Here is a 25,534-nt window from a genome sequence, read left to right on the forward strand (position 1 = left end):
CATCGAGATCGGTCCGCCTCTGGACCGATCTCGATGCAACCTGCCGACTTCAATGCAGGCTGCCGACCTCGGGACTACGCCGCCGCGTCCCGCACGAGCGCCGAGTCGACGAACTGCTCGAACCGCACGATGAGCCCGCCGCGCACGACGAAGTGGTGGGCCACGCGGGCGTCGAGCTCCTTGCCGGTGCCGCGGTGCGTGGCGGTGTAGCGCGCGAGCACCACCACGTTCTCGCCGTCGACGACGTAGGTGTCGTCGTGGGCAGCCCAGCCGTCCCAGTCCTGGGCGAGCTTGGCCATGACGTTCGCGGTGACGCCGTCGGGCGTGCGATAGGTGCCGGCCAGTGGAAACCCGGCCATCTCGGTCCACTCGACGTCGGGCGCCATCGTGGCGCGCAGAGCGTCGAGGTCGCCGGCCGCGGAGGCCAGATACTGCCGCCGGACGACGTCGCGCGGCGCCGTCGACGTCTCGAAGGTGCTGGTCCCGGGCGAGCTCCCGGTCAGCCCTGCGTCGTTCAGCCCTGCGTCGTTCAGCCCTGCGTCGTTCAGCCCTGCGTCGTTCAGCCCCATGTCATCTCACCCTTCGCGACCTTCGGCCCGAGCTGGGCGGCGATGAGCATCCCGGACTCGGGGTAGGCCTCCACGAGCGCGGCGGTCGTGGCGGCGCCGTCGGCCGAACCCTCCAGGATGCGCTCGAAGTCGCGCAGGTAGGTGCGGGTGTAGTCGATCGCGCTCGCGTCGTTGGCGGTGTCCGGTAGGCGGTGCCCGGCGACGACGAACGTGGGGTCGAGCGCCTGCATCTCGTCGAGCAGCTCGATCCAGGCCGCGCGCTGCTCCGGCGTGGCGGTGTCCGCGACCCACACGTGCTCCTGCTGGAAGAGGAGCACGCCGCCGATGATCGCGCGGTGCTCGGCGTTCCACAGGTAGTGCCGGTCGGGCAGGACGGCGGAGCCGCCCCGGAGCTCGAAGCGGGAGCCGTCGACCTCGACGAAGTCCTCGGCGAGGGGCTCGATCTTCGCCAGGCGGGTCGGGAGGTTCGCGCCGAGCGCCGCCCATGCCTTGAGCTTGCCCTCGTACGAGGCCTCGATGTGCTCGATGACGACGGGGGTGGCGACGATCTTCGCGTCGGGGAAGGCGTCGGCGATGACCTCGAGGCCGAAGTAGAAGTCCGGGTCGGCGTGGCTGACGAACACCGTGGCGAGGGTCTTGCCCGAGTCGAGTACGGCTGCGGCGAGCCGGTGCCCGTCGGCCCGCGTGAAGCCGGCGTCGACGAGCAGGGCCTCGTTCTCGCCCGTGACGAGCACGGCGGACTTGTTCTTCGAGCCGGCAGGGAAGTCGAGGTCGAAGACCTCGAAGGACAGCGACATGATGTGTTCCTTCCTCGGGGCGCCCGGTGGCCGGGCGACGCGGCGCGGTGGCCGTGTGCCGAGGTAACAAAGGCTGACTAGTCAGCTATTCCCGGACGATCAGGTGGCGGAGGGGATCGTCGAGGAGGGGCGGGCTCAGGGCATGACGGGGAGCTGCTGCTCCGCGTTCTTGCTCAGGGTGCGGATGGCGCCGGCGAAGACCTCGGCCTGGTCCGCCGGCAGCACGTCGACCAGGTACTGCTCGATGTTCCGGGCATGGACCGCGCTCGCCCGCAGCAGGACCTCCTCGCCGGCAGGCGTCAGGAAGACGAGCTGGACGCGCCCGTCGTCGGCGGACGGCTTGCGCTCGATGAGGCCCTGCTCGGCCGCCCGCTGGACCAGGCGCGTCGCGCCGCCCGAGGTGAGGACGCGCGCCTGGGCGATGTCGCGCACGGGTGCGCCGTCCGGCCCGGCGCGGCCCACGACCAGCAGCAGCTCGAACGTCGTGTGGCTCAGGCCGGTCTGCTCCTCGAGCGCCCGCCCCAGGATGTACTCCAGCCGGTTCGCCGCGCCGAGCAGACGGCCGAACACCAGGATCCGAGGGTCATAGGCGGCCTCGCGGGGCGACGAGAACTCTGACGGCGTGCTCACCAGGTCAGCGTAGCGAGGGGCGTGCCCGCCCTGCGTGCAGGCGGTGTCGCAGCCCTACGGAAACGAGCGTTCTGTGTCAAGAAATGTATCTACATGGACGATCGAATGGTGTCTAGATCCCTCCTGCTGCTCCGGTGGGCTCGTCGAGCTGCTCAGCCGTGCGTGCCGCAGGGACCGCGCGCGGTAGACAGGCCCAACGACCCGAGGAGCTGGCCGGCGTCGCCGCGCTGGCCTGAGCGTCGCGCACATCGGCACGGAGCAGGTCAGGATCGACTACATCAGCATCGATCGCAGCAACGTCGATCGCAGCAGCGTCGATGACAGCAGGAATGAGTACGGAGGCGCGACATGGGTGACGGGAACGCTCGTTCGGGAGCGGTTGGCGGTGGAGCCATCTACGGGCTCGGTGTCATCGGCGGGTGGGTGTACTTCTGGCAGCAGGCCGACGGTTTCTGGGAGTTCGTCTGGGCGATCGTCCAAGGCTTCTTCTGGCCCGCCTTCATGGTGTACGAGGTGTTCAAGGCGCTCGGGGGGTAGCCGGGGCCGCCGTGGCGATCTGGTTCCGGCCGCCCAGCTTCGCCCGATACAGGCCGGCATCGGCGAGCTGGACCACGGCCTCGGGGGACTCGCCCAGAGCGAGCGCGCAACCCCCGCTGACGGTGACGGTGATGCTCCGCCCGTCCACGGCGACGAGCTCCGCGGCCGTCGCGGCGCGGATCCGGTCGGCGACAGCGACGGCTCCCGCGAGGTCGGTGTGCGGCAGGACGAGGAGGAACTCCTCACCGCCCCAGCGGCCGCCGACGTCGCCGGCGCGCAGCTCGCGGTGCAGGTGCTCGGCGAAGACCCGTAGCACCTGGTCGCCGGCCGAGTGCCCATAGGTGTCGTTGACCTGCTTGAAGTGGTCGAGGTCGAGCAGCGCGACCGACAGGGGGTACTGGTAGCGGATCGAGTCGCCGTGGTACCGGGTGAGCTCCTGATCGAGGTACCGGCGGTTGTAGAGGCCGGTGAGCGCGTCGGTGCGGCTGAGCCGCTCCAGCTCGGCATTGCGCTGCTGGAGCTGATCCTGCAGCTTCTTGACGTGGGACGCCGCCGCGACGCGGGCGAGCAGCTCTGGCCCCTCGAAGGGTTTCTTGAGGTAGTCGTGCGCGCCGCCGCGCAGCCCCGCGACGACGTCGTCCATGGTGTTCCGGCCGGTGAGGAACACGACCGGGATGTCCCTCAGCTCGGCATCGCCCTTGAGCTCGGCCAGCACCTGGTATCCGTCGAGTCCCGGCATCTCGATGTCGAGCAGCACGACGTCGGGCCGGTCCTCGCGGCACCGCTCGACCGCGGCGAGCCCGTCCACCGCCTCGACGACCCGGTAGCCGTCGCTCTCCAGGCCGTCCCGGACCACGGCCCGGATCACGAGCGAGTCGTCCGCGATCAGGACCGTCGGCGCGCTCATAGTCGCCCGGCCAGTGCAGTCGGGTCCGCGACGAAGACCAGGCGGCCGTCTCGGTCGACCGTTCCGGAGACGAAGGGGCGGCCCTGGCCCTTTGGAGCAGGCCGGATGTCGGCGACGTCGATCTGCTGAATGCCGGTGACGATGTCGACGAGCAGGCCGAAGGTCTGGCCCTGGGCCTCGATCACCAGGATGTGCCGGCCGCTGGACTCGAGCGGCGAGATCACCGTCAGGGGTGGGTCTCCCGGGATGATCCCGGCGACGTCGGCGGCCGGGTCCGGCAGCGCGATCACCTCTGCGGCGGTGCGGACCGAGCGGGCCGCCTGCAAGGGCAGGCAGTATGCCGCGCCGTCCGCCTGGAAACAGACCATCGTCGTCATCGAGTGACCTTCATGTTCGGGAGTCGAGCAGCTTGAGGATCTCGGCCGCCGCGTAGCCGTCGAGCCCGGCGGGCGTGTGGTCAGGACCGGCGTCGACCAGGGCGCGGCGGGCGGACGCGAAGGCGCGCTTGGCCGAGCTCTCGTCGCCCGCTGCTTCGAGCGCCAGTCCCAGGTGCAGCCGTGCCACCGGGCTGTGCGGCTCGTGGTAGACCCACTTGCGGAACACCACGACCGCCGCCTGGTAGTCGCCCGCGGCGATGGCGTGCTGGCCCGCCGCCTCCAGCTGATCGGCCGGTTCGGCGGGCTCGGGTGCGGCCTGCGGTCGGTCGGCTCTCGTGACGGGGCGGGTGGGCTCCCGCGGGGGGACCGGGGGCGTGCGCGTCCGGACAGCGTTCGCCGGACGCGGGCGGGGTGTGGCCGTCGGGGCCGCGGGCCGTCGGCCCCCCAGGTCGACGCTGGGGCGTCGTGCGGAGGGGCTCACCCCGGCGATCCGCTGGCGGTAGATGAACGTATCGCCCACGCGGATGGCCCGGAAGCGGTCGGAGACCTGCCAGAGCGTCTCGGCCGCGCCGACGACGAGCGTCGTGGTCGGGGCAAGGCTCGCGGCGATGCGGTCGAGGAAGAGGCGGACCTGCTCGGGGGCAAGATAGATGAGCACGTTGCGGCAGAAGACCACCTGGCACGACAGGACCTCGGGCGGGAGCGGGTCGAGGAGGTTGTGGTGCAGCGTGCTGACCCGGGACCGGATGGCCTTGCCGGCCTCCCAGCCGTCCCCGACACGGGTGAAGTGCCGCTCGAGCCGGCCGGGCGACAGGCCGGAGACCTCGCGGCCGTGATAGCGGGCGGTCGCGGTTCGCCGCAACGCCGCCGTCGAGAGATCCGTGGCGACGACGGTGCCGTCGATGCCCTGCTCCTCCAGGAGCATCGCCAGCGTGTAGGCCTCCTGGCCGTTGGCGCACCCCGCGCTCCAGATCCGCACCGGACGGGGCACGTTCGGCAGCACCTCGCGGACCAGCACGTCGAACTGCTCGGGATGGCGGAAGAACCCGGTCTCCTGGACCGTGACCCGGTCCATCAGGCCCTGGAGCGAGGCGGCGTCCACGACCAGCCGGTCGAAGTACGCCATCGGGTCCTTGCCGTGGCGCGCGGCCTCCTCCCGGACGGCGCGGCGCAGGCGCCCGCGCAGGGTCTTGTCCGGGCGCAGGCCGATGCGCAGGTGGAGCAGGTCGGCCACCCGGTCGATCACTGCCTCGAGGGCATGGCTGTGCGTCGTCATCCGCCCACCACCTCGCGCACGGCCCGCTGCACGGCGTCGGCCAGCTTCTCGATCCGGAGCAGCTCGGTCACGGCCCCGATCCCGACGGCGGCCTTCGGCATCCCGAACACCGTGGACGAGGCCTCGTCCTGGGCGAGCGTCGATCCACCGCTCTGGTGGATCGCCAGCAGTCCCCGCGCCCCGTCGTCGCCCATCCCGGTGAGCAGCACGCCGATCGCCCCCGAGCCGGCAGTGCGCGCCACCGACCGGAACAGCTCGTCGGCCGACGGCCGGTGCGGTGTGTCCGGCAGCTCGACCAGCTCGAGCTTGTCGCCGGTGGCGTAGTGCAGGTGCCGGCCGCCGGGGGCGAAGTAGACCCGCCCGGGCCGGGCGACCTGGTGGTGCCGAGCGGTCTCGACGGGGAGCGCGGAGACCCGGGACATCCACTCGACCAGGCTCGCGGTGAAGTCGGGGTGGAGGTGCTGGACCACCAGCACCGGGGCAGGGAGTCCGGCGAGGCCCCCGAGCAGGGTGACCAGGGCGCTGGGGCCTCCGGTCGAGGCGGCGATCGCCACGACCGGTCGTCGTCCGGCGCGCGGTACGACGTCGCGCGGTGGGTCCGGCGCCTGGCTGCCCCGCGGGTGCCGGATGACGTGGACCTTGCTGATCTGGCGCACCGCCCGGCGCAGCTCCGCGCCCTGCGCGGGTGTCCACAGCGGCGGCCGGGGCAGGGCCTCGAGGGCGCCGGCGACGAGAGCCGTGACCGCGGAGGGCTCACGCCGGTCCCGGATGCGGGCGGACAGGATCAGGATCGGCGTGGGCGTCCGCGCCATGATCTGCTCGATGGCCTGCTGGCTCTGCCCGTCCCGAAGATGCAGGTCGAGGATGACGACGTCGGGCCGGGATCTCGCGACGAGCTCGATGGCCTCCGCTCCGGTGGAGCACTCCGTGACGACGATGTCGCCCTGGACCTGCAGGATCGAGACCAGCCGGCTCCGTTGCGCGGACGCGCCCTCGACGAGGACCACGCGGATCTGGTCGCCATCGGCCGCGCCGCTCACGCCGTCACTCCCAGGAGGCGGTTCACGGCGCTCAGGAGGCTCGTCTCGTCGAACGCGCTCTTGATGATGTAGCCGTCGGCCCCGACGTCCATTCCCCGCTGCCGGTCGGCGTCGCTGGCGCGGGAGCTCACAATGAGCACGGGGGTGTTCGCCAGGCTCGGATGAGCCCTGATCGCCTCGGTCAGCGCGAAGCCGTCCATCGTCGGCATCTCGATGTCCGTCACGACGACGTCGCTGCTCTCCTGGGCGAGCTGCGTCAGCGCGTGCTGACCGTCGGTCGCGACCCGCACCTCGAACCCGGCCCGCTCGAGGATGCCGCGCTGCAGCTCGCGGACGACGAGCGCGTCGTCGACCACGAGCACGCTGCGCCGCGTCGCTCCAGGTTGGACGGCGGGTGCCTTCGGGCCGCTCGTCCGACCCGTCTGACCGGCCCGCTGGATCAGGCCCGGCGGGTCGAGCACCACCAGGATCGACCCGTCGGCCTCGACGCCGGCCCCGGCGACCAGTGGCAGGCGAGGAAGCAGGGGGCTGAGTGCCTTGATGACCACGTCCCGTTGGCCGATCAGCCGGTCGACGCCGAAGGCGTGTCGATGGGAGCCGCTGGAGAGCACGACGACTGGCCCCTCTGGCGCCTCGCCTCCCGCGAGCCCGAGCGTCTCGCCGAGCGCTCTCACCGGGACCGGATGTCCGTCCGCCCACACCACCGGCCTGCCCTCGGCGTGCGTGACCGTGGAGGGCTGGTGAGCCATGGAGAGCAGCACCCGATGGAAGGGGAGCGCGAAGCACTGGCCGGCGGCCTCGACGAGCAGACAGCGCAGCACGGCCACCGTGATGGGCACGATGATCCGGAACTCCGTTCCGGCGCCGGGCTCCGAACGAACCTCCACCCGGCCCTGCGCCGCCTCGACGCTGGTCCGCACGACGTCGAGACCGACGCCGCGCCCCGACAGATCGGTCACGAACTGCGTGGTGGACAGACCAGCCTGGAACGTCAGCCCCATGCGCTCGTCCCGGGTGAGGCCCTCGGTGTCGATGCCGAGGCGGCTCGCCTCCCGCTCGACGCTGTCCGTGTCGATGCCCCGGCCGTCGTCGCTTACCGCGATGATCACCTCCGAGCCGAGCTGCATCGCGTGGAGGCGCAGCGTCGCCTGGGGCCGCTTCCCGGCCCGCTCCCGTTCCTCGGGTGACTCGATGCCGTGGTCGATCGCGTTGCGGACCAGGTGCAGGACGGAGTCCGACAGCCGGCGCAGGATGCCGCGGTCCATCTCGGTGTCGAGGCCCTCGGTCTCCCAGCGGACGTCCTTGCCCTGGGCTCGCGACAGGTCACGCACCGCCCGGTGCAGCTGGTCGGTGATGGTGGACACCGGCACCATCTGCGCGCGCATCGCGTGGTCGCGCAGGTCGCTGAGGGAGTGGGACAGCGCGTTGAACTCGGCAACGGTGGCCGGGTCGACGTGGAACCGGTCGTTGAGCATCCGCCCGACGCGCAGCTGGGCCGAGGCGGTCTCGCCGACGAGGCGGGCGAGCTCCTCCAGGCGTTCGACGGGGACCATGATGAAGTCAGTTCCGCCGGCGGAGGCCGGAGGTGGATCGGGTCGGGCGCCGTCGGGCACCGGGGCCCGATCCACATGTGGTGCGGGAGCGGCCTGGCGGGCGGGGGGCTGCCCGTCGGCGCCAGCTCGGGAGACGGCGGCGCCGAGCTGGTCCGTGCCCTGCCAGAGCGCGTCGACCACCTCGGCGGTGATCGGTCGCTGCCCGGCCCGCACCTCCTCGACCACCGCCTCGAGGTCGTGCGACATCCGGCTCACCTCGTCGAGCCCGGCGACGGCGGCCGAGCCCTTGAGGGTGTGCAGCTCGCGAAAGACGGACCCGATGAGCGCCGCGTGGTCGCCGTCCTCCTCGAGCCGGAGCAGGAGCCTGCCGAGCTCGGCGAGCCGGACCTCGGCCTCCTGAGCGAAGAGCCGGCGCACGTGCTCCGGACTCATGCCCGGCATCAGCCGTCCCCCCTCGGCGTCGGGTCGAGGCGGGCGGCCGGGTCCCGCACTCGCTCGGGGGTCAGCAGCGCCGCGGGGTCGAGCAGCGCGGCCACCTCCGTGCCCACCTGATACAGCCCGGTGGTCCCCGGCAGGTCGGAGGTGCCGGTGGGCGTTTCGAGCATCTGGCGCTGAGGAAAGCCGGTCGTCGCCAGCGCGGCGAGACCGTGCGGTCCGGTCACGACCACCGCGAACGTCGTCGTCTCCATCTGGCCCAGGCTCAGGAGCGCGGCCGTGTCGAGCAGCGGGACGATCTGACCCCGCAGGTTGAACAGACCGATCACGACCGGCGGGGCCGTCGCCAACGGCGTCAGGGTCGGAGGCGCGACGACCTCGCGCGCCCAGTCCACCGGCAGCGCGTAGAGGTCGGCTCCCACCGGGAGCAGCAGGGCGTGGACGTCGGTCATCGGAGCCCGCTGCCCCCCGCCGCGTCCCGTGCGGTGGTTGCGGTGGTCTCGAGGTTGCCGGCGAGGTCGGCGAGGTTGCCGGCGGCGTCGGCGATCTGCTGGGCGGTGGCCGAGACCTGCCGGCTGGCGTCGGTGAGCTGTTCCATGGTCTCCACGACCTGCGCGGTTGCGCTCTGCTGCTGCTGGGTGGTGAGGCGGACCTGGTCGTGGGCGTCGGTCACCGCTTCGAGCAGGATCAGGCCTTGCTGCATCTGTTTGGCGCCCTTCTCCATGGCCATGACCGTGGCGTTGGTCTCGTCCTGGACCGCTGTGACGATCGTGGCGATGTCTCCGGCCGAGGACTTGGAGCGTTCGGCCAGGCGTCGTACCTCGTCGGCGACGACCGCGAAGCCGCGTCCGTTCTCGCCGGCGCGGGCGGCCTCGATCGCGGCGTTGAGGGCGAGCAGGTTGGTCTGGTCGGCGATGTCGTTGATCAGGTCGAGCAGGCCGTCGATGTCGTTGACCCGGCCGGCCAGTGCCAGGGTGCGTTCGCTGGAGGTGGCGATGTCGCCTTCGGCCTGTTCGAGGTTGTCCCGGGTCTCTGCGGTCTGCCGGGCGACGTTGCCCACGGTCTCGGTGATCGATGCGGAGGACCGGGCCAGTTCCTCGGTGGTTGCGGCGACCTGTGTGAACGCGGCGCTCTGCTGTGTCGTGGTCGCCGCGAGCTCGTCCGACGACGCCGACAGCTCGGCCGCCGCCGAATTCACCTCCACACCCGCGGCAGTGACCTGCGCAGCGACCTGCCGACCCGTGTCGAGCATCGTGTTGAAGGACTCGCTCAGTGCGACGAGCTCCATCGACCCCTCGGGCCGGGCCCGGGCGTCCGGGTCGCCGTCCGCGACCCTCCGCATCACCTCGGTCAGCCGGTGGATGGGTCGTGTGCTCTGTCGTGCCAGCAGGATCGAGACGACCACTGCGAGGATGGTTCCGAGGGCGACCACCAGGATGGCGCGCTGGCGTTCGGCCGCAACGGGGGCGAGCAGGGTGCCGGCGTGATTCTGGGCGATGACGATCCAGCTCAGGTCGTCGACCAGCTCGTATCCACCGATGACGTCGTGGCCCTCGGGATCGGTGAATCGCGCGACGCCGGGTCGGCCGGTGCTGGCTGCCTCCCGGGTGGCGGCGTTGTCGACGACGGTCGTGAGGGCACCCGCGGCGAGCATCGCGGTGTCATCGGCGGCCTTACCCATGTCCTCGGTGCTGTAGATCAGGCGATGCTGCGCGTCCACCGCGAGCACCTCGTCGCCCTGCCCCAGCTCCGGGTTGAGCAGGTCGGAGAGCAGCGCCGGGTTGAGGCTGCCGATCAGGACCGCCTGCGGGCGGCCCGCTTGGTCCAGCACCGGTTGCGCGATGACCCACTCGATGTGATCGCCCTGCCGGACCGGCGACGTCAGGACCGGCTGGCCCTCGGCGGCAAGACCAAACCACTCCTGCCCGACCGGATCGACGCCGGCACCGCTCCGGCTGGTCGACAGCACCTTGCCGTCCAGGTCGGTGACCTCGATCAGCGTGTAGTGGTCGCCGGTCTCGGCGGCGTTCGTCAGCGCGGACCGGGTCTCCTGGGCACTCGAGTCGTCGGCGACCGCTCCGGCGAGCGCGGTCATGTCCTCGCGCCGTTCGGCCACCCAGTCCTCCAGCCGCAGCGTGAGCGCGCGCGCCACGCTCCGCCCGTCGCGCTCGGCCGCCGTGGTCAGGCTGCCCGACGCCGAGGTCGTCAACAACACCGCCAGCACGATCATCAGTGGCAGCGAGACCAGCAGCATCGCCGCCACCAAGCGGAACGCGAAGCGGCGGTGCAGCGTGCGCCACCTGCCTGCGGCTGGTGCCATGTCAGTACCGGTCCCGTGCGGTGGTTGCGGTGGTCTCGAGGTTGCCGGCGAGGTCGGCGAGGTTGCCGGCGGCGTCGGCGATCTGCTGGGCGGTGGCTGAGACCTGGCGGCTGGCGTCGGTGAGCTGTTCCATCGTTTCCACTACCTGTGCGGTGGCGCTCTGCTGCTGTTGGGTGGTGAGGCGGACCTGGTCGTGGGCGTCGGTCACTGCCTCGAGCAGGATCAGGCCTTGCTGCATCTGTTTGGCGCCCTTCTCCATGGCCATGACGGTCGCGTTGGTCTCGTCCTGGACCGCTGTGACGATCGTGGCGATGTCTCCGGCGGAGGTCTTGGAGCGTTCGGCCAGGCGTCGTACCTCGTCGGCCACGACGGCGAAGCCGCGTCCGTTCTCGCCCGCGCGTGCGGCTTCGATCGCGGCGTTGAGCGCGAGGAGGTTGGTCTGGTCGGCGATGTCGTTGATGAGGTCGAGCAGGCTGTCGATGTCGTTGACCCGGCCGGCCAGTGCCAGGGTGCGTTCGCTGGAGGTGGCGATGTCGCCTTCGGCCTGTTCGAGGTTGTCCCGGGTCTCTGCGGTCTGCCGGGCGACGTTGCCCACGGTCTCGGTGATCGATGCGGAGGACCGGGCCAGTTCCTCGGTGGTTGCGGCGACCTGTGTGAACGCGGCGCTCTGCTGTGTCGTGGTCGCCGCGAGCTCGTCCGACGACGCCGACAGCTCGGCCGCCGCCGAATTCACCTCCACACCAGCCGCCGTGGTCCCGTCGGCGAGTCCCCGGAGGTTGCGCGCCTCGCGGATGCCGAAGAAGAGAGCGGCGCCGAAGGTGAGGACGGTTCCGAGGGCGACCACCAGGATGGCGCGCTGGCGTTCGGTGGCGACCGGTGCGAGCAGGGTGTCGGCGCGCTCTTCGATGATGACGATCCAGTCCAGGTCCTCGACCAGGTCGTATCCACCGACGAGGTCCTCGCCGTCGGCGTCGGTGAGTCGCGTGACACCGGGCTGCCCGCTACTGGCGGCGGCCCGGGTGGCGGTGTTCTCGACGGTGGTGCTGAGCGCGCCGGCGGCCAGCATCGCGGTGTCGTCGGCGACCTCACCCATGTCCGCGCTGCTGTAGATCAGGTGGTTCTCCGAGTCCACCGTGACGACGTCGCTGCCCTCGCCCAGCTCCGGGTCGAGGAGGCCGGCGAGGAGCACCGGGTTGAGGTTGCCGATCAGGACGGCCTGCGGGCGGCCGTTCTCGCCTAGCACAGGTTCCGCGATGACCCATTCGATGTGATCGCCCTGCCGGACCGGCGAGGTCAGGACCGGCCGGCCCTCGGCGACGCGACGGAACCAGGCCTTCCCCGCTGTGTCGATGCCGGCGTCGGCTCGACTGGTCGACAGCACGTTGCCGTCCAGGTCGGTGACCTCGATCAGGGTGAAGTAGCCGCCGGTCTCGGCGACATGCGCCAGCGCGGATCGGGTCTGTTCGGAGGTCGGTGCGTCGGCGGCCGTCGCGGCGAGCACGGCCATGCTTGCGCGCCGCTCGGACAGCCAGTCCTCCAACCGCAGCGTGACCGCGCGCGCCACGCTCTCCCCCTCGCGCTCGGCAGCGACGGTCAGGCTGTCCGAGGCCGACGTCGTCAACAACACCGCCAGCACGACCAGCACCGGCACCGAGACCGACAGCATCGCCGCCACCAAGCGGTAGCGATACGGCATTTTTCGACGCACTGGCGCTGACGGCTCGGTCGTCATTGTGCCGCCACGGTGCGCAATGTCGGCCGCTTTGGCCGCACGTTCGCTTTTCGCTTGTCGCCGGTCCTTAGATGCATTCCCGATCTCCTCTGTCGCAGCGTTGTCTCGCGCCAGACGACTATCCGGACTAATCGGCATTCAGCCTTGGCTGACTGCCAAATGCCAGCATGACACAGCGCGCCAGCGAGCGTCGGTTATGCGGCCCGTGCGGTTATTTCAGTGCCAATGAACGTCGACTTCGGCCGCGGTCATCGGCCGGCCCAGTGCGAAACCCTGAGCGGATTCCGCTCCGAGGGCCTTGAGCAGCTCGAGCTGGTCCTGGCGCTCGACTCCTTCCACCACCACGGGGAGACCGAGCGCGTGGACGGCGTCCACCATCGACCGCAGACGCTCGCGCGAGGCCGCGGTCCTGGGGTCGAGGTAGCTCCTGTCTATCTTCACGATGTCCACCGGGAGACGAGCCAGCTGTGCGGCGGTGCTGTACCCGGTGCCGAAGTCGTCCATGCTCAGCGCGACGCCCGCGCGCCGGAGCTCACGGAGGTTCTCCGCGGCCGGCACGTCGCCGACCAGCACGGTCTCGGTGATCTCGATGACAAGCAGGCCCGGATCGAGGCCGCTACGACGCAGGGCGTTCGCGACGTCGTCCCGGATGCGCACCGCGTTGACGTGCCGGCCGGAGACGTTGACGGCGACGGTCAGGTGGCGCGATTCGTCCGCGCGCTCCCATGCGGCAGCCTGTTCCGTCGCGCTGTTCAGCACCCATGTGCCGAGCTCGCAGATCAGGTCGGACTCCTCGGCGGCTGGGACGAACTGCGCCGGAGGCAGCAGCCCCGCTCCCGGGCGGTCCCATCTGACCAGTGCCTCGAACCCCTCGAGGTCGCCCGTCCGCACACGAAAGATCGGCTGATAGTGCAGCACGAGCTCACCGTTGTCGACGGCGTAGGAGATAGCACGTTCGAGGTCTGACTCGGTCATGAATTCCTCGACGATTCGGATGGTCTTCAGGTGTGCTCGGTGATGAGCTCGGCGAACGAACGCGAGGTGCCGCGCCGTCGTGTGGCGGCGACAGCTGGTACCCCCGGGGGAATGCCGTCGATCACGCCCGGCGGGGTGTGGAACAGCCACATCGAGATCGAGTGGAATGCGGTCCAGTCGCGCTCCTCCACCTTCATCGACAGGATCTGGTCGCCGCTCGACGGTACGTCGGACCGGCGGACGACGCTCAGCCGCACGGGCGGGGCTCCGCGAAGGAGGAGCTCGACCGCATGGACGGCCGACACCGAGCCCCTCGGGATCCGGACGGCCGCACCCCCGACCGAGAGGTCCACGAGCTCACCGTCGGCCCCGTCGATCAGCACCTCGGCGCGTACCGCGACGCGGTGCGCGTTGCGGCGTGACGTCGCGTAGGCGGGCGCCATGACCCGGACCGCGCCGTAGACCAGGCCGACACCGGCCAGCAGCAGCCAGATGCCGGATGCGACCGTCGCGCCCGCCGTCGCGCGCCACGGCACCCAGCCCAGCACGCCGGCCACCGCGTAGGCCAGGATCGCGAAGACGGCGACGATCAGCACGGTCACGATGAGCGGAGGACGGCCCCGCACTCGCTCGCTGGCCCCCGCCTTCGGGGTCACCGCGAAAGTGAGGGTCCGCCGCGTCATCAGCCACCACAGGCACGAGAAGCCCACCGGGATGCGGAAGATCCGCAGCGCGAACGACGTCGTCAGGTGCAGGTGGTGGCGGAAGAGCCACCGCACGCCCCACATCCGCACCACGAACATCGAGACGAAGACGGCGGCGAAGACGCCTGGGCCCGCCGTCGACGTCTGCGCGCCGCTGAGCAGGATCGCCGCGGGGAGCACGAACATCGCGACCGTGGCGATCCCTTCCAGCCACCACACGGTCCCGCTGAGGTACTCGTAGTAGTTCCGCCACGACAGCCAGCTCTTGGCGGCCCACAGGTGCTCCTTGGCGAGGACCTGCATGGCGCCCAGCCCCCAACGGGTCCGCTGCAGGAGGTACTGCTCCGGTGTCGCGGGCGCCAGCCCCACGGCCAGCGCCTGGTGGTGGTAGACGGTCTTCCACCCCGCCCGGATCAGGCCCAGGGTCGTGTGCATGTCCTCCACGATGGTCTCGGTGGCGATCCCGCCGACCTCACGCAGCGCCCGCGTGCGGAGCACGGAGGTCGAGCCGCACCAGAACGGTCCGGCCCCGTCCTTGTTCCGCGACGCCATCAGGACGTGGAAGAAGATGCCTTGCTCGCCGGTGACCCCGTCGTCGTCGAACGCCCCGGAGTTGTAGAACGTCTGAGGCCCCTGGACGAGGGCGACGTCGGGATCGTCGAACCAGCCCAGCGTCGCGGTGAGGAACGTCGGCAGCGGGACGTGGTCGCAGTCCAGCACCGCGATGACGTCGAAGTCGCCGCGTCCCGCTGCTGTGCCGTCTGCTGCCGTGCTGTCTGCTGCCGTGCTGTCTGCTGCCGTGCTGTGTGCCGCCTCCTGGGCCATCAGGCCGAGAGCATGGTTGAGATTGCCCGCCTTGGCGTGGTTGTGGACCGGCCGACGGACATAGCGAGCGCCGTACGCCTCGCACATCTCGGCGACCCAGTCCCGATCGCCGTCGTCGAGCACCCAGGTCTCGTGGGACGGCTCCAGCGCGCAGGCAGCCGCGACCGTGGGCGCGATGACCTCGACCGGCTCGTCGTAGGTGGGAATCAGGACGGCGACCCTCATTCCCGCAGGAAGGTCGCGGACCGGTGCCGGGGCGCGGCAGTCGATGTTCCACAGCGTGACCAGACGGATCGTCAGACCAAGGACGGGGATCGCCTCGAAGCTCACCAGCACCCAGGCCGCGGCCTCGTTCCACCCTCCCGTCGGCATGGTGAACGTGATCCGCCACCACAGGTACGTCACGAGGGCCCCGATCGCGAGGACGCCGCCGACCCGGGCGAGCCGGCGGCCGCGCGGCGACTCGGGCCGAGGCGCGCCGAGCAGGTAGGCCCAGCCGGCCAGGTCGCTCGCCGGCTCGACCGAGGCCGCGACACCCCGCGCCCGCGTCGGGACGGGGCTGGCGTTTCTGGTGGTGCTGGGTCCGGTGGTGCTGGGTCCGGGTCCGGCGCTGGGGGAGCTTCCGCTCGGGTTCGGGCTCATGGGCGTCCCCTCGACGAGGCTTTTCACCCCACGGTAGGTGAGAACCGGTGCAACGGCCCGACGAGCCCGCCGCCCCGGTCAGGGCGCTCGGCGCGTAGCTGTGAGGTCCCCGCCCTTCGCGGGAGTCTTCGAGGTGGTCCGGTCGCGCTCCGGCCTCGCAGTCACAGGGCCGGCAGTCACAGGGCTGACGGTCACAGGGCGGGCAGTCACATGCCCCGTGCCGAACTGCCGGGACAGGGCGCCGCGCAGCCGCTCGCGCCCGCTGAGGTGCCCCTTGTCGTCCGGGCGGCCGGGTGCGGGCGGCACGGCCGCGACGGACAGGCGCGCACGTTCGGCCTCGTCGGCCGGCTGGTGGATCTCGGCGTACCCGCCGTTCGGCATCCGCACGATGCGGCCCGTCTCGTGCCCGTGCAGCGCGATCTCGCGGTCCTTGCGCTGCAGCCCGATGCAGACGCGCCGGGTCACCTCGAACGCCAGCGGGGGGCCGATGATCAGCGCCACCTGCAGCGTCGTGATGATCGTCTCGAACGAGACGCTGAACTCGGTCGAGACGATGTCGGCGCTCGCGGCGCCCCACAGGATCCCGTAGAACAGCGCCCCGGCGACGCCGATCCCGGTGCGCACGGGGACGTTCCTCGGCCGGTCGAGCACGTGGTGCAGGTCGCGGTCCTGGGTGACCCACGCCTCGACGTACGGGTAGACGATCAGCAGCCCGAAGTAACCGGCGACCACGAGCAGGGGAACCAGCGTCGCGAAGGTCACCGTCCAGCCCAGCCACTCGGTCTCCCAGCCGGCCGGGACGAGACGCAGGGCGCCGTCGAGGAAGCCCATGTACCAGTCGGGCTGGCTCCCCGCGCCGACCTCGCCCACGGACGCCGGCCCGTAGGTCCAGACCGGGCTGATCGTGGACGTCGCCCCGAGCAGGACCACCACCGCACCGGTCAGGCCGACCATGCCCGCGGCGCGGAGCGCGGCGTCGGGCCACAGCCGCAGCCCGAGCGAGGCCGGCGCGCCCGGGGTCGGCGCGCGCAGGGCCGGTTCCGCCTGCCCGTGCCGGACGGCGAGCGCGGCGCGCACGACCATGACCAGGACCAGCAGCCCCGGTGCGATCCAGGCGTGCACGGGGTAGAGGTTCTCGATGATCTGGCCGGGGAACGGCCCGCCGAACATCCAGCTCGCCACCCAGGTGCCGATGAACGGGATGCTGAGGACCACACCCTCCACGATCCGCAGGCCGGTGCCCGAGAGCATGTCGTCCGGCAGGGCGTAGCCGCTCCACCCGGCGGCGAGCACCAGGACGAAGGCCACGACCAGGAGCACCCAGCTCAGCCGTCGCGGACGGCGGAACCCGCCGCTGAAGAACGTGATCAGGAGCTGCATGATCATCGACGCCGGCATGACGAGCGCCGCCCAGTGGTGCGTCTGGCGCAGGAGCAGGCCCCCCGTCTGCTCGAACGAGATGCGCATCGTCGAGGCGAAGGCCTCGGTCACGGTGGCGCCCTGGAGGGGTCCGTAGGGCCCGTCATAGGTGACGAGCTCGTTCGACGGCGTGTACCAGGTCGCCAGCAGCACCCCCGTGACGGCCAGGTAGAGCAGGCAGGCGAACGTGACGACGCCGAACAGGTTCGACCAGCGCAGGTGCACGCGGCGTCGGCCCAGGTCGGTGGCGAACGCGCGGACGGCGGCGGCCACGGCGCGTGGGCCGGAGCCCGCGCGCTTGCGGGCCCGGCGTCCGCCTGGGTCAGCCTGCATCGCGCACCACGCTCAGCTCGGGCCGGGTGTCGGTGGCGACGTCGGCCGGGGTGCCGGACACGGTGCTGGCGGCGACCTCGGCGCCGTCGACCCGGGTGCCGTCGACCCGCGCGAGGTCGGCCCGTGCGCCGTCGATCCCCGCGAACGGGTCGCCGCCCGCGAGGAACGCGGCCCGCGGCCGCTGCACCGTGGCGAGCGGGATGATGTCCCGCCCGAAGAGCACCGCGGACACCCAGACCAGCAGGACCCGGATCTTGCGTTCCCAGGTCGGCACGGCCAGGACGTGGTAGCCGCGGTGCATCAGCCAGGCCACGAACCCCTTGATGACGAGGCGGCGGTACTGGAAGATCCCGTGCCCGATGCCGAGGGTCGCCACCGTGCCGAGGCTGTGGTGGATGTACGGGCGCACCTTCTTGCCGCGCAGGTCGGCGACCAGGTTGGCTGCCAGCAGCTTGCCCTGGCGGACGGCGTGCTGCGCGTTCGGCACCGTGCGCGCGCCCGGCACCGGCGAGGCCAGGTCGGGGACGGCGGCGTTGTCGCCGGCGGCCCAGGCGTGGGGCACTATCTGGTCGGCTGCCCCCGGCTCGTCGGTGCCGACGCGGAGGTCGGCGCGGACCCGGACCAGACCGCGCTCGTCGACCGGCAGGTCAGTGTTGCGGGCGACGACGGGGTTGCTCCCGTTGCCGGCCGCCCAGATCAGGAGCCCGTTGCCGTACGACTCACCGGTGGAGAGCATGATCCGGCCGTCCGTGGCCGAGACGACCTGCGTGCCGAGGTGGATGCGCGCGCCCCGGCGCTTCAGGTGCTCCACTACCCAGCGGCCCGGCTCGTCGGTGACCTCGGGCAGGATCCGCTTGTTCGCGTCGACGAGGTGGAAGCTCAGGTCGTCCCGGCCGAGCTCCGGGTAGGCGTGCAGCAGGCTCGTGGCCAGGGACAGCAGCTCGCCGAAGACCTCGACGCCGGTGAACCCGCCGCCGACGACGGTGACCGTCAGCAGGTTGCGGCGTCGCACTCCCGGCGGGAGCAGCGCGGCCCGGTCGAACGCGGTCAGGAGCTGGTCGCGGATCGCCACCGCCTCTTCCACGTGCTTGAGGCCGATCGCCTCCTGCTCGATCCCGGGGACCGGGAACGTCCGGGTCACGGCGCCCGCGGTGACGACGATCGTGTCGTACGCGATCTCCCGCAGGGCGCCGTCGTTGGTGCGGACGGTGGCCGTGCGGTGCGCGTGGTCGATCGACGTCGTGTGGCCGGCGATGATGGTGGTGCGCCGCAGATGCCTGCGCAGCGACACCATGACGTGCCGCGCCTCGATCGAACCGGCCGTGACCTCGGGCAGGAACGGCTGGTAGGTCATGTAACCGTGCGGGTCGACGAGGGTCACGTCGGCCTCGCCCCGGCGGAGCTTCTTCTCCAGTCCCCATGCGGTGTAGAAGCCCGCGTAGCCGCCGCCGACGATCAGAATCTTCTCTGAGGTCTTCCCTGAGGTCTTCTCCATGACACCCTCCTGGTGGTCTTACTCGTTCGACAACGCAGGGCGACGGGATGTGACGTGGTGGTGGTCACATCACGGGCGGACGGCGGGCATGGCAGGGGAGCCGCGCGAGCCACGGACAACCTGAACCTGGATCCGGTTCCGGGCCGCGCACACGCTGGTGAGGACAGCACAGCCAGCCGTGAGAGGACCCCCCGTGAGCAAGAACCAGCCAGCCCCGCGAGACCCGGCCCCGAGCCGCCGGGCCCGGAAGCGGAAGTACACCGACGTCGTCGTGCCGGACCTGACCGGTAAGCGCGCCGTCGTGACCGGGGCCAGCGACGGGATCGGCCTCGGCCTCGCCGAGCGCCTCGCGCGGGCCGGCGCCGAGCTCGTGCTGCCCGTGCGGAACCCCGCCAAGGGCGCGGCGGCCGTCGAGCGGCTGCGGGCCGCCGTCCCCGGCGTGGCCGTCACCACCCGCCTGGGAGACCTCGCGTCGCTCGACTCGGTGGCGGCGCTCGCCGATGCCCTCCTGGCCGACGGCCGGCCGATCGACCTGCTGATCGCGAACGCCGGCGTGATGACCCCGCCGGTCCGGAACACGACGGCGGACGGGTTCGAGCTCCAGCTCGGCACCAACCACCTCGGGCACATGGCCCTGGTCGGCCGGCTGCTGCCGCTGCTGAGCAGCTCCCGGGCACGCGTGACCACCATGTCCAGCGCGGCCGCGCGGTTAGGGCGCCTCGACTGGAACGACCTGAACAGCGAGCAGGCCTACTCGCCGGTGCGCGCCTACAACCTCTCGAAGCTCGCCCAGCTCATGTTCGCCCTGGAGCTGGACCGCCGCAGCCGGGCGCACGGCTGGGGGATCGTCAGCAACGCCGCCCATCCGGGCACGACGTACAGCGGCCTGTACACCGCGGGTGCAGCGCTGGCCGGCGGCGGGCAGGGCAGCACTGAGCAGGGGAGTGCCGAGCCGCCGAAGATCGACGCCGTGATGCGCCGGCTCCTCACGCTGGGGGTGTTCGTGCAGCCCGTCGAGCAGGGACTGCTGCCCGCGCTGCAGGCGGCCACCGACCCGTCGGCCGACGGCGGGACGTTCTACGGGCCCGACGGCGTTGGCCACTTCACGGGTAGCTCCGCGCGGCAGCGCGTCTACCGTGCCGCCACCGACGAGGCGGCGGCCGCCCGGCTGTGGGCGGTCTCCCAGGCGATGACGGGTGTCCGCTTTCCAGGTGGTGTGCCGGATGCCGCACCGGTGTCAGATGTCGCACCCGAAGCGGCGTCCGCGGAACGAGGTTGAGGTGAGGGCGATGGACCGCGAGCAGCTCGGTGACTTCCTGCGCACGCGCCGGGAGGCGCTCCAGCCCGAGGACGTGGGGCTGCCGCGCGGGCCGCGCCGGCGCACGAGCGGGTTGCGGCGCGAGGAGGTCGCGGCGCTGAGCGGCGTCTCGGTGGACTACTACAGCCGCATCGAGCAGAGCCGGGGGCCGGTCCCGTCGGAGCAGGTGCTCGCGGCCGTCGCCCACGGGCTGCACCTCACGCTCGAGGAGCGCGACCGGCTCGTGGAGCTCGCCGGGCACGCCCTGCCCCGGCGGGTCCAGCGCGGGGACCACGTCAACGCCGGGATGATGCGGATCCTGGACGGGCTGGCCGACGTGCCCGCGCAGGTCGAGAACGTCTTGGGCGTGACCCTCCGCCAGACGCGTCTGGCTGCGGTGCTCCTCGGCGACGAGACCTCGTACACCGGTCCGGAGCGCGCCCGGGTCTACCGGTGGTTCACCGACCCGCGCAGCCGCGACCGGATCCCCGAGGAGGACCACGACCGGCACAGCCGCACGCTCACGGCCAGGCTGGCCGCCGTCCACGCGCAGACCGGCGCGAAGTCACCGGCGGGAGAGCTCGCCGCAGGGCTGCGCGGCCGCAGCCCGCAGTTCGCGCGGCTGTGGGACGAGCACCCCGTCGTCGGGCCCTACTGCGAGCCCAAGCGGCTGAACCATCCCGAGGTAGGCCTCGTGGAGCTGCACGGGCAGACCCTGCTGGACCCGGACCAGTACCAGGCGCTGACGGTGTTCACCGCGGTCCCGGGGACCGAGAGCCACGAGCGGCTCCGCCTGCTCTCGGTGGTCGGCGCGCTTTGACCCAGGTGTTCAGCCGGTAGAGCGGCGAACGCCGACCGGGCTGGAGGGTCCCGGCCGGCGTCCGCCTGCTGTTGCTGCTCAGACGGCCCTTACTCCTTGGTCGCCTCGACGGCGGCGAGGATCGTCTCGGCCACGAGGACCGGGTGCGACACCGAGATCGCGTGCGATGCCCCCGGAACGGAGGTGGTCGAGCGGGCACCGGCCCGGGTGGCCATGAACCGGATCAGCTCGGCCGGGATGTTGCGGTCGGCGTCGCCGAACACGAACCACGAGGGAACCGTCTGCCACGCCGGCTCGGACGTGGGCAGGCCGTCGGTGAGGGCGGCCTCGGTCACCGGCCGCTGGGTCGCAGCCATCAGGGTGGCGAGGTCGTCGTCGACGTCGGCGGCGAACTGCTCGCCGAACACCTCCGGCCGGATGGCGAGCTCGTTTCCGCCCGTCGAGACGGGGTAGGCCGTCAGCGCCTCGCCGAGGGTGCTGCCCGGGAACTTCGAGGACAGCGTGAACGCGTTCTCCCCGGTCTCGGGTGCGAAGGCGGCGACGTAGACCAGGCCGACGACCTTCGGGTTGCCGGCGGCCGCCTCGGTGGCGACGAACCCGCCGTACGAGTGCCCGACCAGGACGACGGGCCCCTCGATCGACGCGATGACGTCGCGCACGTACTGGGCGTCACCCGCGACGGAGCGCAGCGGGTTGGCTGCCGCGACGACGGGCACCATCTGCTGCTGGAGGTGTCCGACGACGGCGTTCCAGCTCGACGAGTCGGCGAACGCCCCGTGGACGAGGACGACGGTGGGGGTCGGGTTGGGCTTGGTCATGACAGTTCTCCCTTGCTGTCGAGTGCACTGCTGTTGAGCGCACCGCTGTCGAGGTCTTCCTTGTTGAACGCCTTGCGCAGGACGTGGACCGCCTGCTCCAGGGCGGCGACGGTCGCGGCGGTGCCGCGGACGGGGTTGAGCATCAGGAAGTCGTGGATCGTGCCGTTGTAACGGATGCTCGTCGTCGGGACGCCGGCCGCGGTCAGGTTCCGCGCGTACGCCTCGCCCTCGTCCCGCAGCACGTCGTTCTCGTCGACGATCACGAACGCCTCGGGCAGGCCCGCGAGGTCCTCGGCGGTCGCCCGCAGCGGGGACGCCGTGATCTCGGCGCGCCGGTCGAAGTCGGGCAGGTAGGCGTCCCAGAACCACGCCATCGCCTTGGCGGTCAGGTGCGGGCCGTCGGCGAACTCGCGGTAGCTGTCGGTGCTCTGCGCGGCATCGGTCACCGGGTAGTACAGCGACTGGTGGACGAACGTCACGTCGCCGCGCTGCTTGGCCAGGATCGCGAGCGCGGCGGCCATGTTCCCGCCCACGGAGTCGCCGGCGACGGCGAGCCGCGCGGCGTCCAGGCCCTCGGAGGCGCCGTCGTGCGTGATCCACCGGGCGGTGGCGTAGGCCTGCTCGATGGCCACCGGGTACTGCGCCTCCGGCGACCGGGTGTACTCCACGAAGACGACCGCAGCGCCGACGCCGACAGCCAGGTCGCGCACCAGCCGGTCGTGGGTGGTCGTCCCGCCGAGGACCCAGCCGCCGCCGTGGACGTAGAGGATGGTGGGCAGGAGCCCCTGGGCTGCGCCGGGGGTGCCGGCCGGCTTGACGATGCGGACCCGCACCTCGCCGACCTCTGAGCCGACCCCTGAGCCGATCTCCGTGGGGACGGTGATCCACTTCTCGTCGACATCGGGCTTCTCGACCGGTGCCGACTGGACGTCGTCCAGGAGCTTCCGGGCGCCTTCGACGCCCAGCTGGTAGACGAACGGGGGCCTGGCTGTCGCGTCGGCAAACGCCTGGGCTGCCGGCTCGAGCACGTGCTCACTCATAGATTGCTCCTTGCTCGGTTTGTGCTGCTCGGTTTCTGCTGCCTCGGTTGTGCTGCCTCGGTTGTGCTGCATGGATCTGGTGGGGTGAAATCCTGGGCTCGTATCCGTTGCGTCCGGTTTGCGCTGCGACAGACGCGGATCGCGGTGAGACGTTTGATTTCCGAGGCCTGATCGCCTAGGCCTCCGTCTTGACGGGTGTCTGACCGGAATCTGACCGGCCTCGCACGTACGACCGGCTGGGGGCTCCGGCTGTGACGGCATCCATCACAAGGAGAGTCATGACGACATCGGACGTCTTGGACCTGGACGCAGAGCTGGCCTCAGACCTGGATTCGGACCTGGAGCCGGAGCTGGATGAAGCCGCCGCCATGTTCACGGGGGTCCGGCCGCAGCTTTTCGGGATCGTCTACCGCATGCTCGGTTCGGCGGCCGAGGCCGAGGACGTGCTGCAGGAGCTGTGGATCCGGTGGCACACGACGGACCGGTCCGTCGTCATGAACCCGGAGGTCTTCCTGACGACGACGGCCACGCGGCTCGCCATGATCGTGCTGCACAGCGCCCGGTCCCGCCGCGAGACGTACACCGGGCCCTGGCTCCCGGAGCCGGTCGATACGAGCGAGGACACCGCGCTCGGCGTGGAACAGGTGGAGGCGCTGGACGTGGCGCTGCTGGTCCTGCTGGAACGCCTCCCACCGACCGCACGCGCCGCGTTCGTGCTCCGGGAGGCGTTCGGCTACGCATACGCCGACATCGCGCGAATCGTCCAGCTCCCGCAGGCGGCCGCGCGCCAGCTCGTCAGCCGCGCCCGGAAGCGCATCGCCCAGGGCAAGCGGACCACCGTCGTCCCGAGCAAGCGCCGAGCGCTCCTGGAGGCGTTCGTGGCGGCCGCCCGGGCCGGCGACCTGGCGGGCCTGGAGCGGCTGTTCGCCGAGGACGTCGTCAGCCGGGCCGACAGCGGCGGCGTCGTGCGGCTGGCGGCGCGGGTCCCCGTCGTCGGACGCCGGAAGGTGGCCCGCCTCCTGCAGGCCTGCGCCGAGATCTTCTGGACCGGCGTCACCGCGTGGCCGCTGGAGGTCAACGGCGAGATCGCGATGGGCCTCGAGCGGCACGGCGAGCTGTTCTGCGTCCTGACGCTCACGGCGTCGGACGGCGGCGTCGACGAGATCCTGTGGCAGATGAACCCAGCCAAGCTCGAGCGGGTCAGGCGCTCGTGGTCGCCGAGCTTCGCCGCCGACGACGGATGACGGCGCGCCCGTCGCCGCACTACCTTGAGGCATGACCAGCGCGACCCCGCCCGGACCGGGCGGCCCTGATCCTGCGGGCCCCGACTCTGCGGGCCCCGACTCTGCAGGCTACAACTCTGCAGGCCCCGACTCCGCCGCCTCTGGCGGCCCTTCCTCTGCAGGCCCTTCCTCTGCCGGCCCGGGCGCCGTCCTGACCCCTGGATTCCACGGCCGGGCGCGTCCCGAAGGCGTGACCCTGCCGCCGGGCCAGTACGCGGAGGAGGGGTTTCCCGTCCTCTCTGCCGGACCCACGCCCAACGTCGGCACCGCGACCTGGACATTCACCGTCACCAACGAGGCGGGCGCCACGAAGTCGTGGACGTGGGCGGACCTGATGGCGCTGCCCCAGGACGAGGCGACGGTGGACATCCACTGCGTCACCCGCTGGTCCAAGGTCGGCACCCGCTGGCGCGGGGTCTCCCTCGACGTCCTGCTCGCCGACGTCGACTCCACCGCCGACTTCGCGATGGTCGGCTCCTACGGCGGCTACACGACCAACCTGCCGGTCGCCGACCTGCTGGGCGGCAAGGCGTGGATCGCGCACACCTTCGACGGCGCGCCGCTGCACCCCGAGCACGGCGGCCCCGCCCGGCTGCTGGTGCCGCACCTGTACTTCTGGAAGTCGGCCAAGTGGGTGCGCTCGCTGACGCTCATGCCGACGGACCGCCCGGGCTTCTGGGAGAAGCTCGGCTACCACGACCTGGGCGACCCGTGGCGCGAGCAGAGGTACCAGGGTGAATGAAGCTCAGCGCGTGGCTCAGTCCGTAGAGACACAGGCTGCGGGTGCTCAGGATGGCGATGGGCAGCGTGCGCGGCTCGGCGAGCGTTACGCCGTCCGCTCCGGATGGCAGGTGGCCACGCTGGTGGAGCGGCGGATCGAGAGCCCGTCGGCGGCGACCCTGGTGCTCGACGTCCAAGGCTGGCCGGATCACCAGGCCGGTCAGCATCTCGACGTGCGCCTCACCGCAGCCGACGGGTACACCGCCGAGCGCTCGTACTCCCTCGCGAGCGGACCCTCTGTGGCGAGCGGTTCGACGCCGTCGGGCAGCGGGCGGGTCGAGATCACCGTCCAGCGGGTGGCCGACGGCGAGGTGTCGCCGTACCTCGTCGACGCCTTCCCGCTCGGGGCCGCGATCGAGGTCCGCGGGCCTATCGGCGGTTGGTTCGTCTGGGACGCCGCCCGCGACGCCGGCACGCCGGTGTTTCTCCTGGCCGGCGGCTCGGGGCTGGTCCCGGTGATGTCGATGGTGCGCGCGCGGCGTCAGGCCGGAGACCGTACCCCGTTCCGCCTCGTCTACTCGGTGCGGACGGCGGAGGACCAGCTGTACCCGGACGAGCTGGAGGCGCTCACCGCCCGCGGCGACGGCTTCGAGGCCAGCACGATCTTCACGCGGGCGGTCTCGCTCAAGGCCCTGCGCGGTCCGCGGCGGCTCACCGCGTCGGAGCTGGCCTCATGGGGCTGGCCGCCAGAGCTGGAGCCGAAGGTGTACGTCTGCGGGCCCACGGGTTTCGTCGAGGCCGTCTCGCGGATGCTCGTCGCCCAGGGCCACGACCCGGCCCGGGTCCGCACCGAGCGGTTCGGCCCCGCGGGCGGCTGAGGGCGCCGCAGTGCAGAAAAGTGACGGGACTCAGAAATGAGTGTACTCTGAAACCCGGGACGGGAGATCCGCCTCCACGACCACAACGGTCAGCACAGTGAACGGAGCGGAC

General features: G+C 71.5%; 23 protein-coding genes. 6 read left to right on the forward strand and 17 right to left on the reverse strand.

Annotated elements, in window-relative coordinates:
* Nucleotides 1–74: 74 nt before the first annotated feature.
* The 3 genes from ACFT2C_RS20375 to ACFT2C_RS20385 form a co-directional block, all read right to left on the reverse strand.
* Complete coding sequence (locus ACFT2C_RS20375; RefSeq protein WP_377208898.1) at nucleotides 75–569, reverse strand: nuclear transport factor 2 family protein; 495 nt, start codon at nucleotides 567–569, stop codon at nucleotides 75–77.
* Complete coding sequence (locus ACFT2C_RS20380; RefSeq protein WP_377208899.1) at nucleotides 560–1,366, reverse strand: MBL fold metallo-hydrolase; 807 nt, start codon at nucleotides 1,364–1,366, stop codon at nucleotides 560–562. The genes ACFT2C_RS20375 and ACFT2C_RS20380 overlap by 10 nt, the downstream gene beginning before the upstream one ends.
* 135 nt (nucleotides 1,367–1,501) lie before the next feature.
* Nucleotides 1,502–1,996, reverse strand: a complete 495-nt coding sequence (locus ACFT2C_RS20385; RefSeq protein ID WP_377208900.1) for a MarR family winged helix-turn-helix transcriptional regulator — start codon at nucleotides 1,994–1,996, stop codon at nucleotides 1,502–1,504.
* A gap of 348 nt (nucleotides 1,997–2,344) precedes the next feature.
* Here ACFT2C_RS20385 and ACFT2C_RS20390 point away from each other — a divergent pair, with 348 nt between their 5' ends.
* Complete coding sequence (locus tag ACFT2C_RS20390; protein ID WP_377208901.1) at nucleotides 2,345–2,533, forward strand: hypothetical protein; 189 nt, start codon at nucleotides 2,345–2,347, stop codon at nucleotides 2,531–2,533.
* Here ACFT2C_RS20390 and ACFT2C_RS20395 read toward each other — a convergent pair.
* The 12 genes from ACFT2C_RS20395 to ACFT2C_RS20450 form a co-directional block, all read right to left on the reverse strand.
* Nucleotides 2,514–3,440, reverse strand: coding sequence for a diguanylate cyclase (locus tag ACFT2C_RS20395; protein ID WP_377208902.1), 927 nt, complete (start codon nucleotides 3,438–3,440; stop codon nucleotides 2,514–2,516). The genes ACFT2C_RS20390 and ACFT2C_RS20395 overlap by 20 nt on opposite strands.
* Nucleotides 3,437–3,817, reverse strand: coding sequence for a chemotaxis protein CheW (locus tag ACFT2C_RS20400; protein ID WP_377208903.1), 381 nt, complete (start codon nucleotides 3,815–3,817; stop codon nucleotides 3,437–3,439). Before ACFT2C_RS20400 ends, ACFT2C_RS20395 begins: the two co-directional genes overlap by 4 nt.
* Nucleotides 3,818–3,827: 10 nt before the next feature.
* Nucleotides 3,828–5,093, reverse strand: a complete 1,266-nt coding sequence (locus ACFT2C_RS20405; protein WP_377208904.1) for a CheR family methyltransferase — start codon at nucleotides 5,091–5,093, stop codon at nucleotides 3,828–3,830.
* Nucleotides 5,090–6,133, reverse strand: a complete 1,044-nt coding sequence (locus tag ACFT2C_RS20410) for a chemotaxis protein CheB (RefSeq protein ID WP_377208905.1) — start codon at nucleotides 6,131–6,133, stop codon at nucleotides 5,090–5,092. The genes ACFT2C_RS20405 and ACFT2C_RS20410 overlap by 4 nt, the downstream gene beginning before the upstream one ends.
* Nucleotides 6,130–8,127, reverse strand: coding sequence for a response regulator (locus ACFT2C_RS20415; RefSeq protein WP_377208906.1), 1,998 nt, complete (start codon nucleotides 8,125–8,127; stop codon nucleotides 6,130–6,132). Before ACFT2C_RS20415 ends, ACFT2C_RS20410 begins: the two co-directional genes overlap by 4 nt.
* The gene (locus ACFT2C_RS20420; protein WP_377208907.1) at nucleotides 8,127–8,573 is read right to left on the reverse strand and encodes a chemotaxis protein CheW; all 447 of its coding nucleotides are present in this window, start codon (nucleotides 8,571–8,573) and stop codon (nucleotides 8,127–8,129) included. The genes ACFT2C_RS20415 and ACFT2C_RS20420 overlap by 1 nt, the downstream gene beginning before the upstream one ends.
* Nucleotides 8,570–10,441, reverse strand: a complete 1,872-nt coding sequence (locus ACFT2C_RS20425; protein ID WP_377208908.1) for a methyl-accepting chemotaxis protein — start codon at nucleotides 10,439–10,441, stop codon at nucleotides 8,570–8,572. The genes ACFT2C_RS20420 and ACFT2C_RS20425 overlap by 4 nt, the downstream gene beginning before the upstream one ends.
* Before the next feature lies 1 nt (nucleotide 10,442).
* A complete protein-coding gene (locus ACFT2C_RS20430) occupies nucleotides 10,443–12,137 on the reverse strand; it encodes a methyl-accepting chemotaxis protein (RefSeq protein ID WP_377208909.1) in 1,695 nt (564 codons plus the stop codon).
* Nucleotides 12,138–12,389: 252 nt separating this feature from the next.
* The gene (locus ACFT2C_RS20435) at nucleotides 12,390–13,148 is read right to left on the reverse strand and encodes an EAL domain-containing protein (protein WP_377208910.1); all 759 of its coding nucleotides are present in this window, start codon (nucleotides 13,146–13,148) and stop codon (nucleotides 12,390–12,392) included.
* A 26-nt stretch (nucleotides 13,149–13,174) separates the two neighbouring features.
* On the reverse strand, nucleotides 13,175–15,319 hold the full coding sequence (locus ACFT2C_RS20440) for a glycosyltransferase (protein WP_377208911.1): 2,145 nt from the start codon (nucleotides 15,317–15,319) through the stop codon (nucleotides 13,175–13,177).
* Between the two features lie 78 nt (nucleotides 15,320–15,397).
* Complete coding sequence (locus tag ACFT2C_RS20445) at nucleotides 15,398–17,071, reverse strand: cytochrome bc complex cytochrome b subunit (RefSeq protein WP_377208912.1); 1,674 nt, start codon at nucleotides 17,069–17,071, stop codon at nucleotides 15,398–15,400.
* Nucleotides 17,061–18,566 (reverse strand): NAD(P)/FAD-dependent oxidoreductase, encoded by a 1,506-nt coding sequence (locus tag ACFT2C_RS20450; RefSeq protein WP_377208913.1) that lies wholly within the window; start codon nucleotides 18,564–18,566, stop codon nucleotides 17,061–17,063. The genes ACFT2C_RS20445 and ACFT2C_RS20450 overlap by 11 nt, the downstream gene beginning before the upstream one ends.
* A gap of 193 nt (nucleotides 18,567–18,759) precedes the next feature.
* Between ACFT2C_RS20450 and ACFT2C_RS20455 the strand changes: the two genes are divergently transcribed.
* Entirely contained in the window at nucleotides 18,760–19,845 is a 1,086-nt protein-coding gene (locus ACFT2C_RS20455) for an SDR family oxidoreductase (protein WP_377208914.1), read from the forward strand.
* Between the two features lie 10 nt (nucleotides 19,846–19,855).
* Nucleotides 19,856–20,683: a helix-turn-helix transcriptional regulator gene (locus tag ACFT2C_RS20460; protein ID WP_377208915.1), complete on the forward strand. Its 828-nt coding sequence runs from the start codon at nucleotides 19,856–19,858 to the stop codon at nucleotides 20,681–20,683.
* A gap of 89 nt (nucleotides 20,684–20,772) precedes the next feature.
* Here the strand turns inward: ACFT2C_RS20460 and ACFT2C_RS20465 are convergent, their stop codons facing one another.
* Together ACFT2C_RS20465 and ACFT2C_RS20470 are read right to left on the reverse strand one after the other, a co-directional pair.
* Entirely contained in the window at nucleotides 20,773–21,501 is a 729-nt protein-coding gene (locus tag ACFT2C_RS20465) for an alpha/beta fold hydrolase (RefSeq protein ID WP_377208916.1), read from the reverse strand.
* Nucleotides 21,498–22,541, reverse strand: coding sequence for an alpha/beta hydrolase (locus tag ACFT2C_RS20470; RefSeq protein ID WP_377208917.1), 1,044 nt, complete (start codon nucleotides 22,539–22,541; stop codon nucleotides 21,498–21,500). Before ACFT2C_RS20470 ends, ACFT2C_RS20465 begins: the two co-directional genes overlap by 4 nt.
* A gap of 278 nt (nucleotides 22,542–22,819) precedes the next feature.
* Here ACFT2C_RS20470 and ACFT2C_RS20475 point away from each other — a divergent pair, with 278 nt between their 5' ends.
* The 3 genes from ACFT2C_RS20475 to ACFT2C_RS20485 all read left to right on the forward strand — a co-directional run bounded on the left by ACFT2C_RS20475 (nucleotide 22,820) and on the right by ACFT2C_RS20485 (nucleotide 25,422).
* Nucleotides 22,820–23,785 carry a sigma-70 family RNA polymerase sigma factor gene (locus ACFT2C_RS20475; protein WP_377208918.1) on the forward strand — a complete coding sequence of 322 codons (966 nt, stop codon included), beginning with the start codon at nucleotides 22,820–22,822 and terminating at the stop codon, nucleotides 23,783–23,785.
* Between the two features lie 229 nt (nucleotides 23,786–24,014).
* Complete coding sequence (locus tag ACFT2C_RS20480) at nucleotides 24,015–24,566, forward strand: sulfite oxidase-like oxidoreductase (RefSeq protein ID WP_377208919.1); 552 nt, start codon at nucleotides 24,015–24,017, stop codon at nucleotides 24,564–24,566.
* A gap of 10 nt (nucleotides 24,567–24,576) precedes the next feature.
* Nucleotides 24,577–25,422 (forward strand): ferredoxin reductase, encoded by an 846-nt coding sequence (locus ACFT2C_RS20485; RefSeq protein ID WP_377208920.1) that lies wholly within the window; start codon nucleotides 24,577–24,579, stop codon nucleotides 25,420–25,422.
* Nucleotides 25,423–25,534 lie beyond the last annotated feature (112 nt).

It is taken from the genome of Promicromonospora sp. NPDC057138, from assembly GCF_042670845.1.
Taxonomy (GTDB): domain Bacteria; phylum Actinomycetota; class Actinomycetes; order Actinomycetales; family Cellulomonadaceae; genus Promicromonospora.

Bases quoted from the DNA above. Each gene is read 5' to 3' on its own strand.
- ACFT2C_RS20375 (WP_377208898.1), bottom strand. From the start codon at position 569: ATGGGGCTGAACGACGCAGGGCTGAACGACGCAGGGCTGAACGACGCA.
- ACFT2C_RS20390 (WP_377208901.1), top strand. From the start codon at position 2,345: ATGGGTGACGGGAACGCTCGTTCGGGAGCGGTTGGCGGTGGAGCCATC.
- ACFT2C_RS20470 (WP_377208917.1), bottom strand. From the start codon at position 22,541: ATGAGTGAGCACGTGCTCGAGCCGGCAGCCCAGGCGTTTGCCGACGCG.
- ACFT2C_RS20415 (WP_377208906.1), bottom strand. From the start codon at position 8,127: ATGCCGGGCATGAGTCCGGAGCACGTGCGCCGGCTCTTCGCTCAGGAG.
- ACFT2C_RS20380 (WP_377208899.1), bottom strand. From the start codon at position 1,366: ATGTCGCTGTCCTTCGAGGTCTTCGACCTCGACTTCCCTGCCGGCTCG.
- ACFT2C_RS20465 (WP_377208916.1), bottom strand. From the start codon at position 21,501: ATGACCAAGCCCAACCCGACCCCCACCGTCGTCCTCGTCCACGGGGCG.
- ACFT2C_RS20460 (WP_377208915.1), top strand. From the start codon at position 19,856: ATGGACCGCGAGCAGCTCGGTGACTTCCTGCGCACGCGCCGGGAGGCG.
- ACFT2C_RS20450 (WP_377208913.1), bottom strand. From the start codon at position 18,566: ATGGAGAAGACCTCAGGGAAGACCTCAGAGAAGATTCTGATCGTCGGC.
- ACFT2C_RS20445 (WP_377208912.1), bottom strand. From the start codon at position 17,071: ATGCAGGCTGACCCAGGCGGACGCCGGGCCCGCAAGCGCGCGGGCTCC.
- ACFT2C_RS20425 (WP_377208908.1), bottom strand. From the start codon at position 10,441: ATGGCACCAGCCGCAGGCAGGTGGCGCACGCTGCACCGCCGCTTCGCG.
- ACFT2C_RS20395 (WP_377208902.1), bottom strand. From the start codon at position 3,440: ATGAGCGCGCCGACGGTCCTGATCGCGGACGACTCGCTCGTGATCCGG.
- ACFT2C_RS20440 (WP_377208911.1), bottom strand. From the start codon at position 15,319: ATGAGCCCGAACCCGAGCGGAAGCTCCCCCAGCGCCGGACCCGGACCC.
- ACFT2C_RS20475 (WP_377208918.1), top strand. From the start codon at position 22,820: ATGACGACATCGGACGTCTTGGACCTGGACGCAGAGCTGGCCTCAGAC.
- ACFT2C_RS20400 (WP_377208903.1), bottom strand. From the start codon at position 3,817: ATGACGACGATGGTCTGTTTCCAGGCGGACGGCGCGGCATACTGCCTG.
- ACFT2C_RS20420 (WP_377208907.1), bottom strand. From the start codon at position 8,573: ATGACCGACGTCCACGCCCTGCTGCTCCCGGTGGGAGCCGACCTCTAC.
- ACFT2C_RS20405 (WP_377208904.1), bottom strand. From the start codon at position 5,093: ATGACGACGCACAGCCATGCCCTCGAGGCAGTGATCGACCGGGTGGCC.
- ACFT2C_RS20430 (WP_377208909.1), bottom strand. From the start codon at position 12,137: ATGCCGTATCGCTACCGCTTGGTGGCGGCGATGCTGTCGGTCTCGGTG.
- ACFT2C_RS20435 (WP_377208910.1), bottom strand. From the start codon at position 13,148: ATGACCGAGTCAGACCTCGAACGTGCTATCTCCTACGCCGTCGACAAC.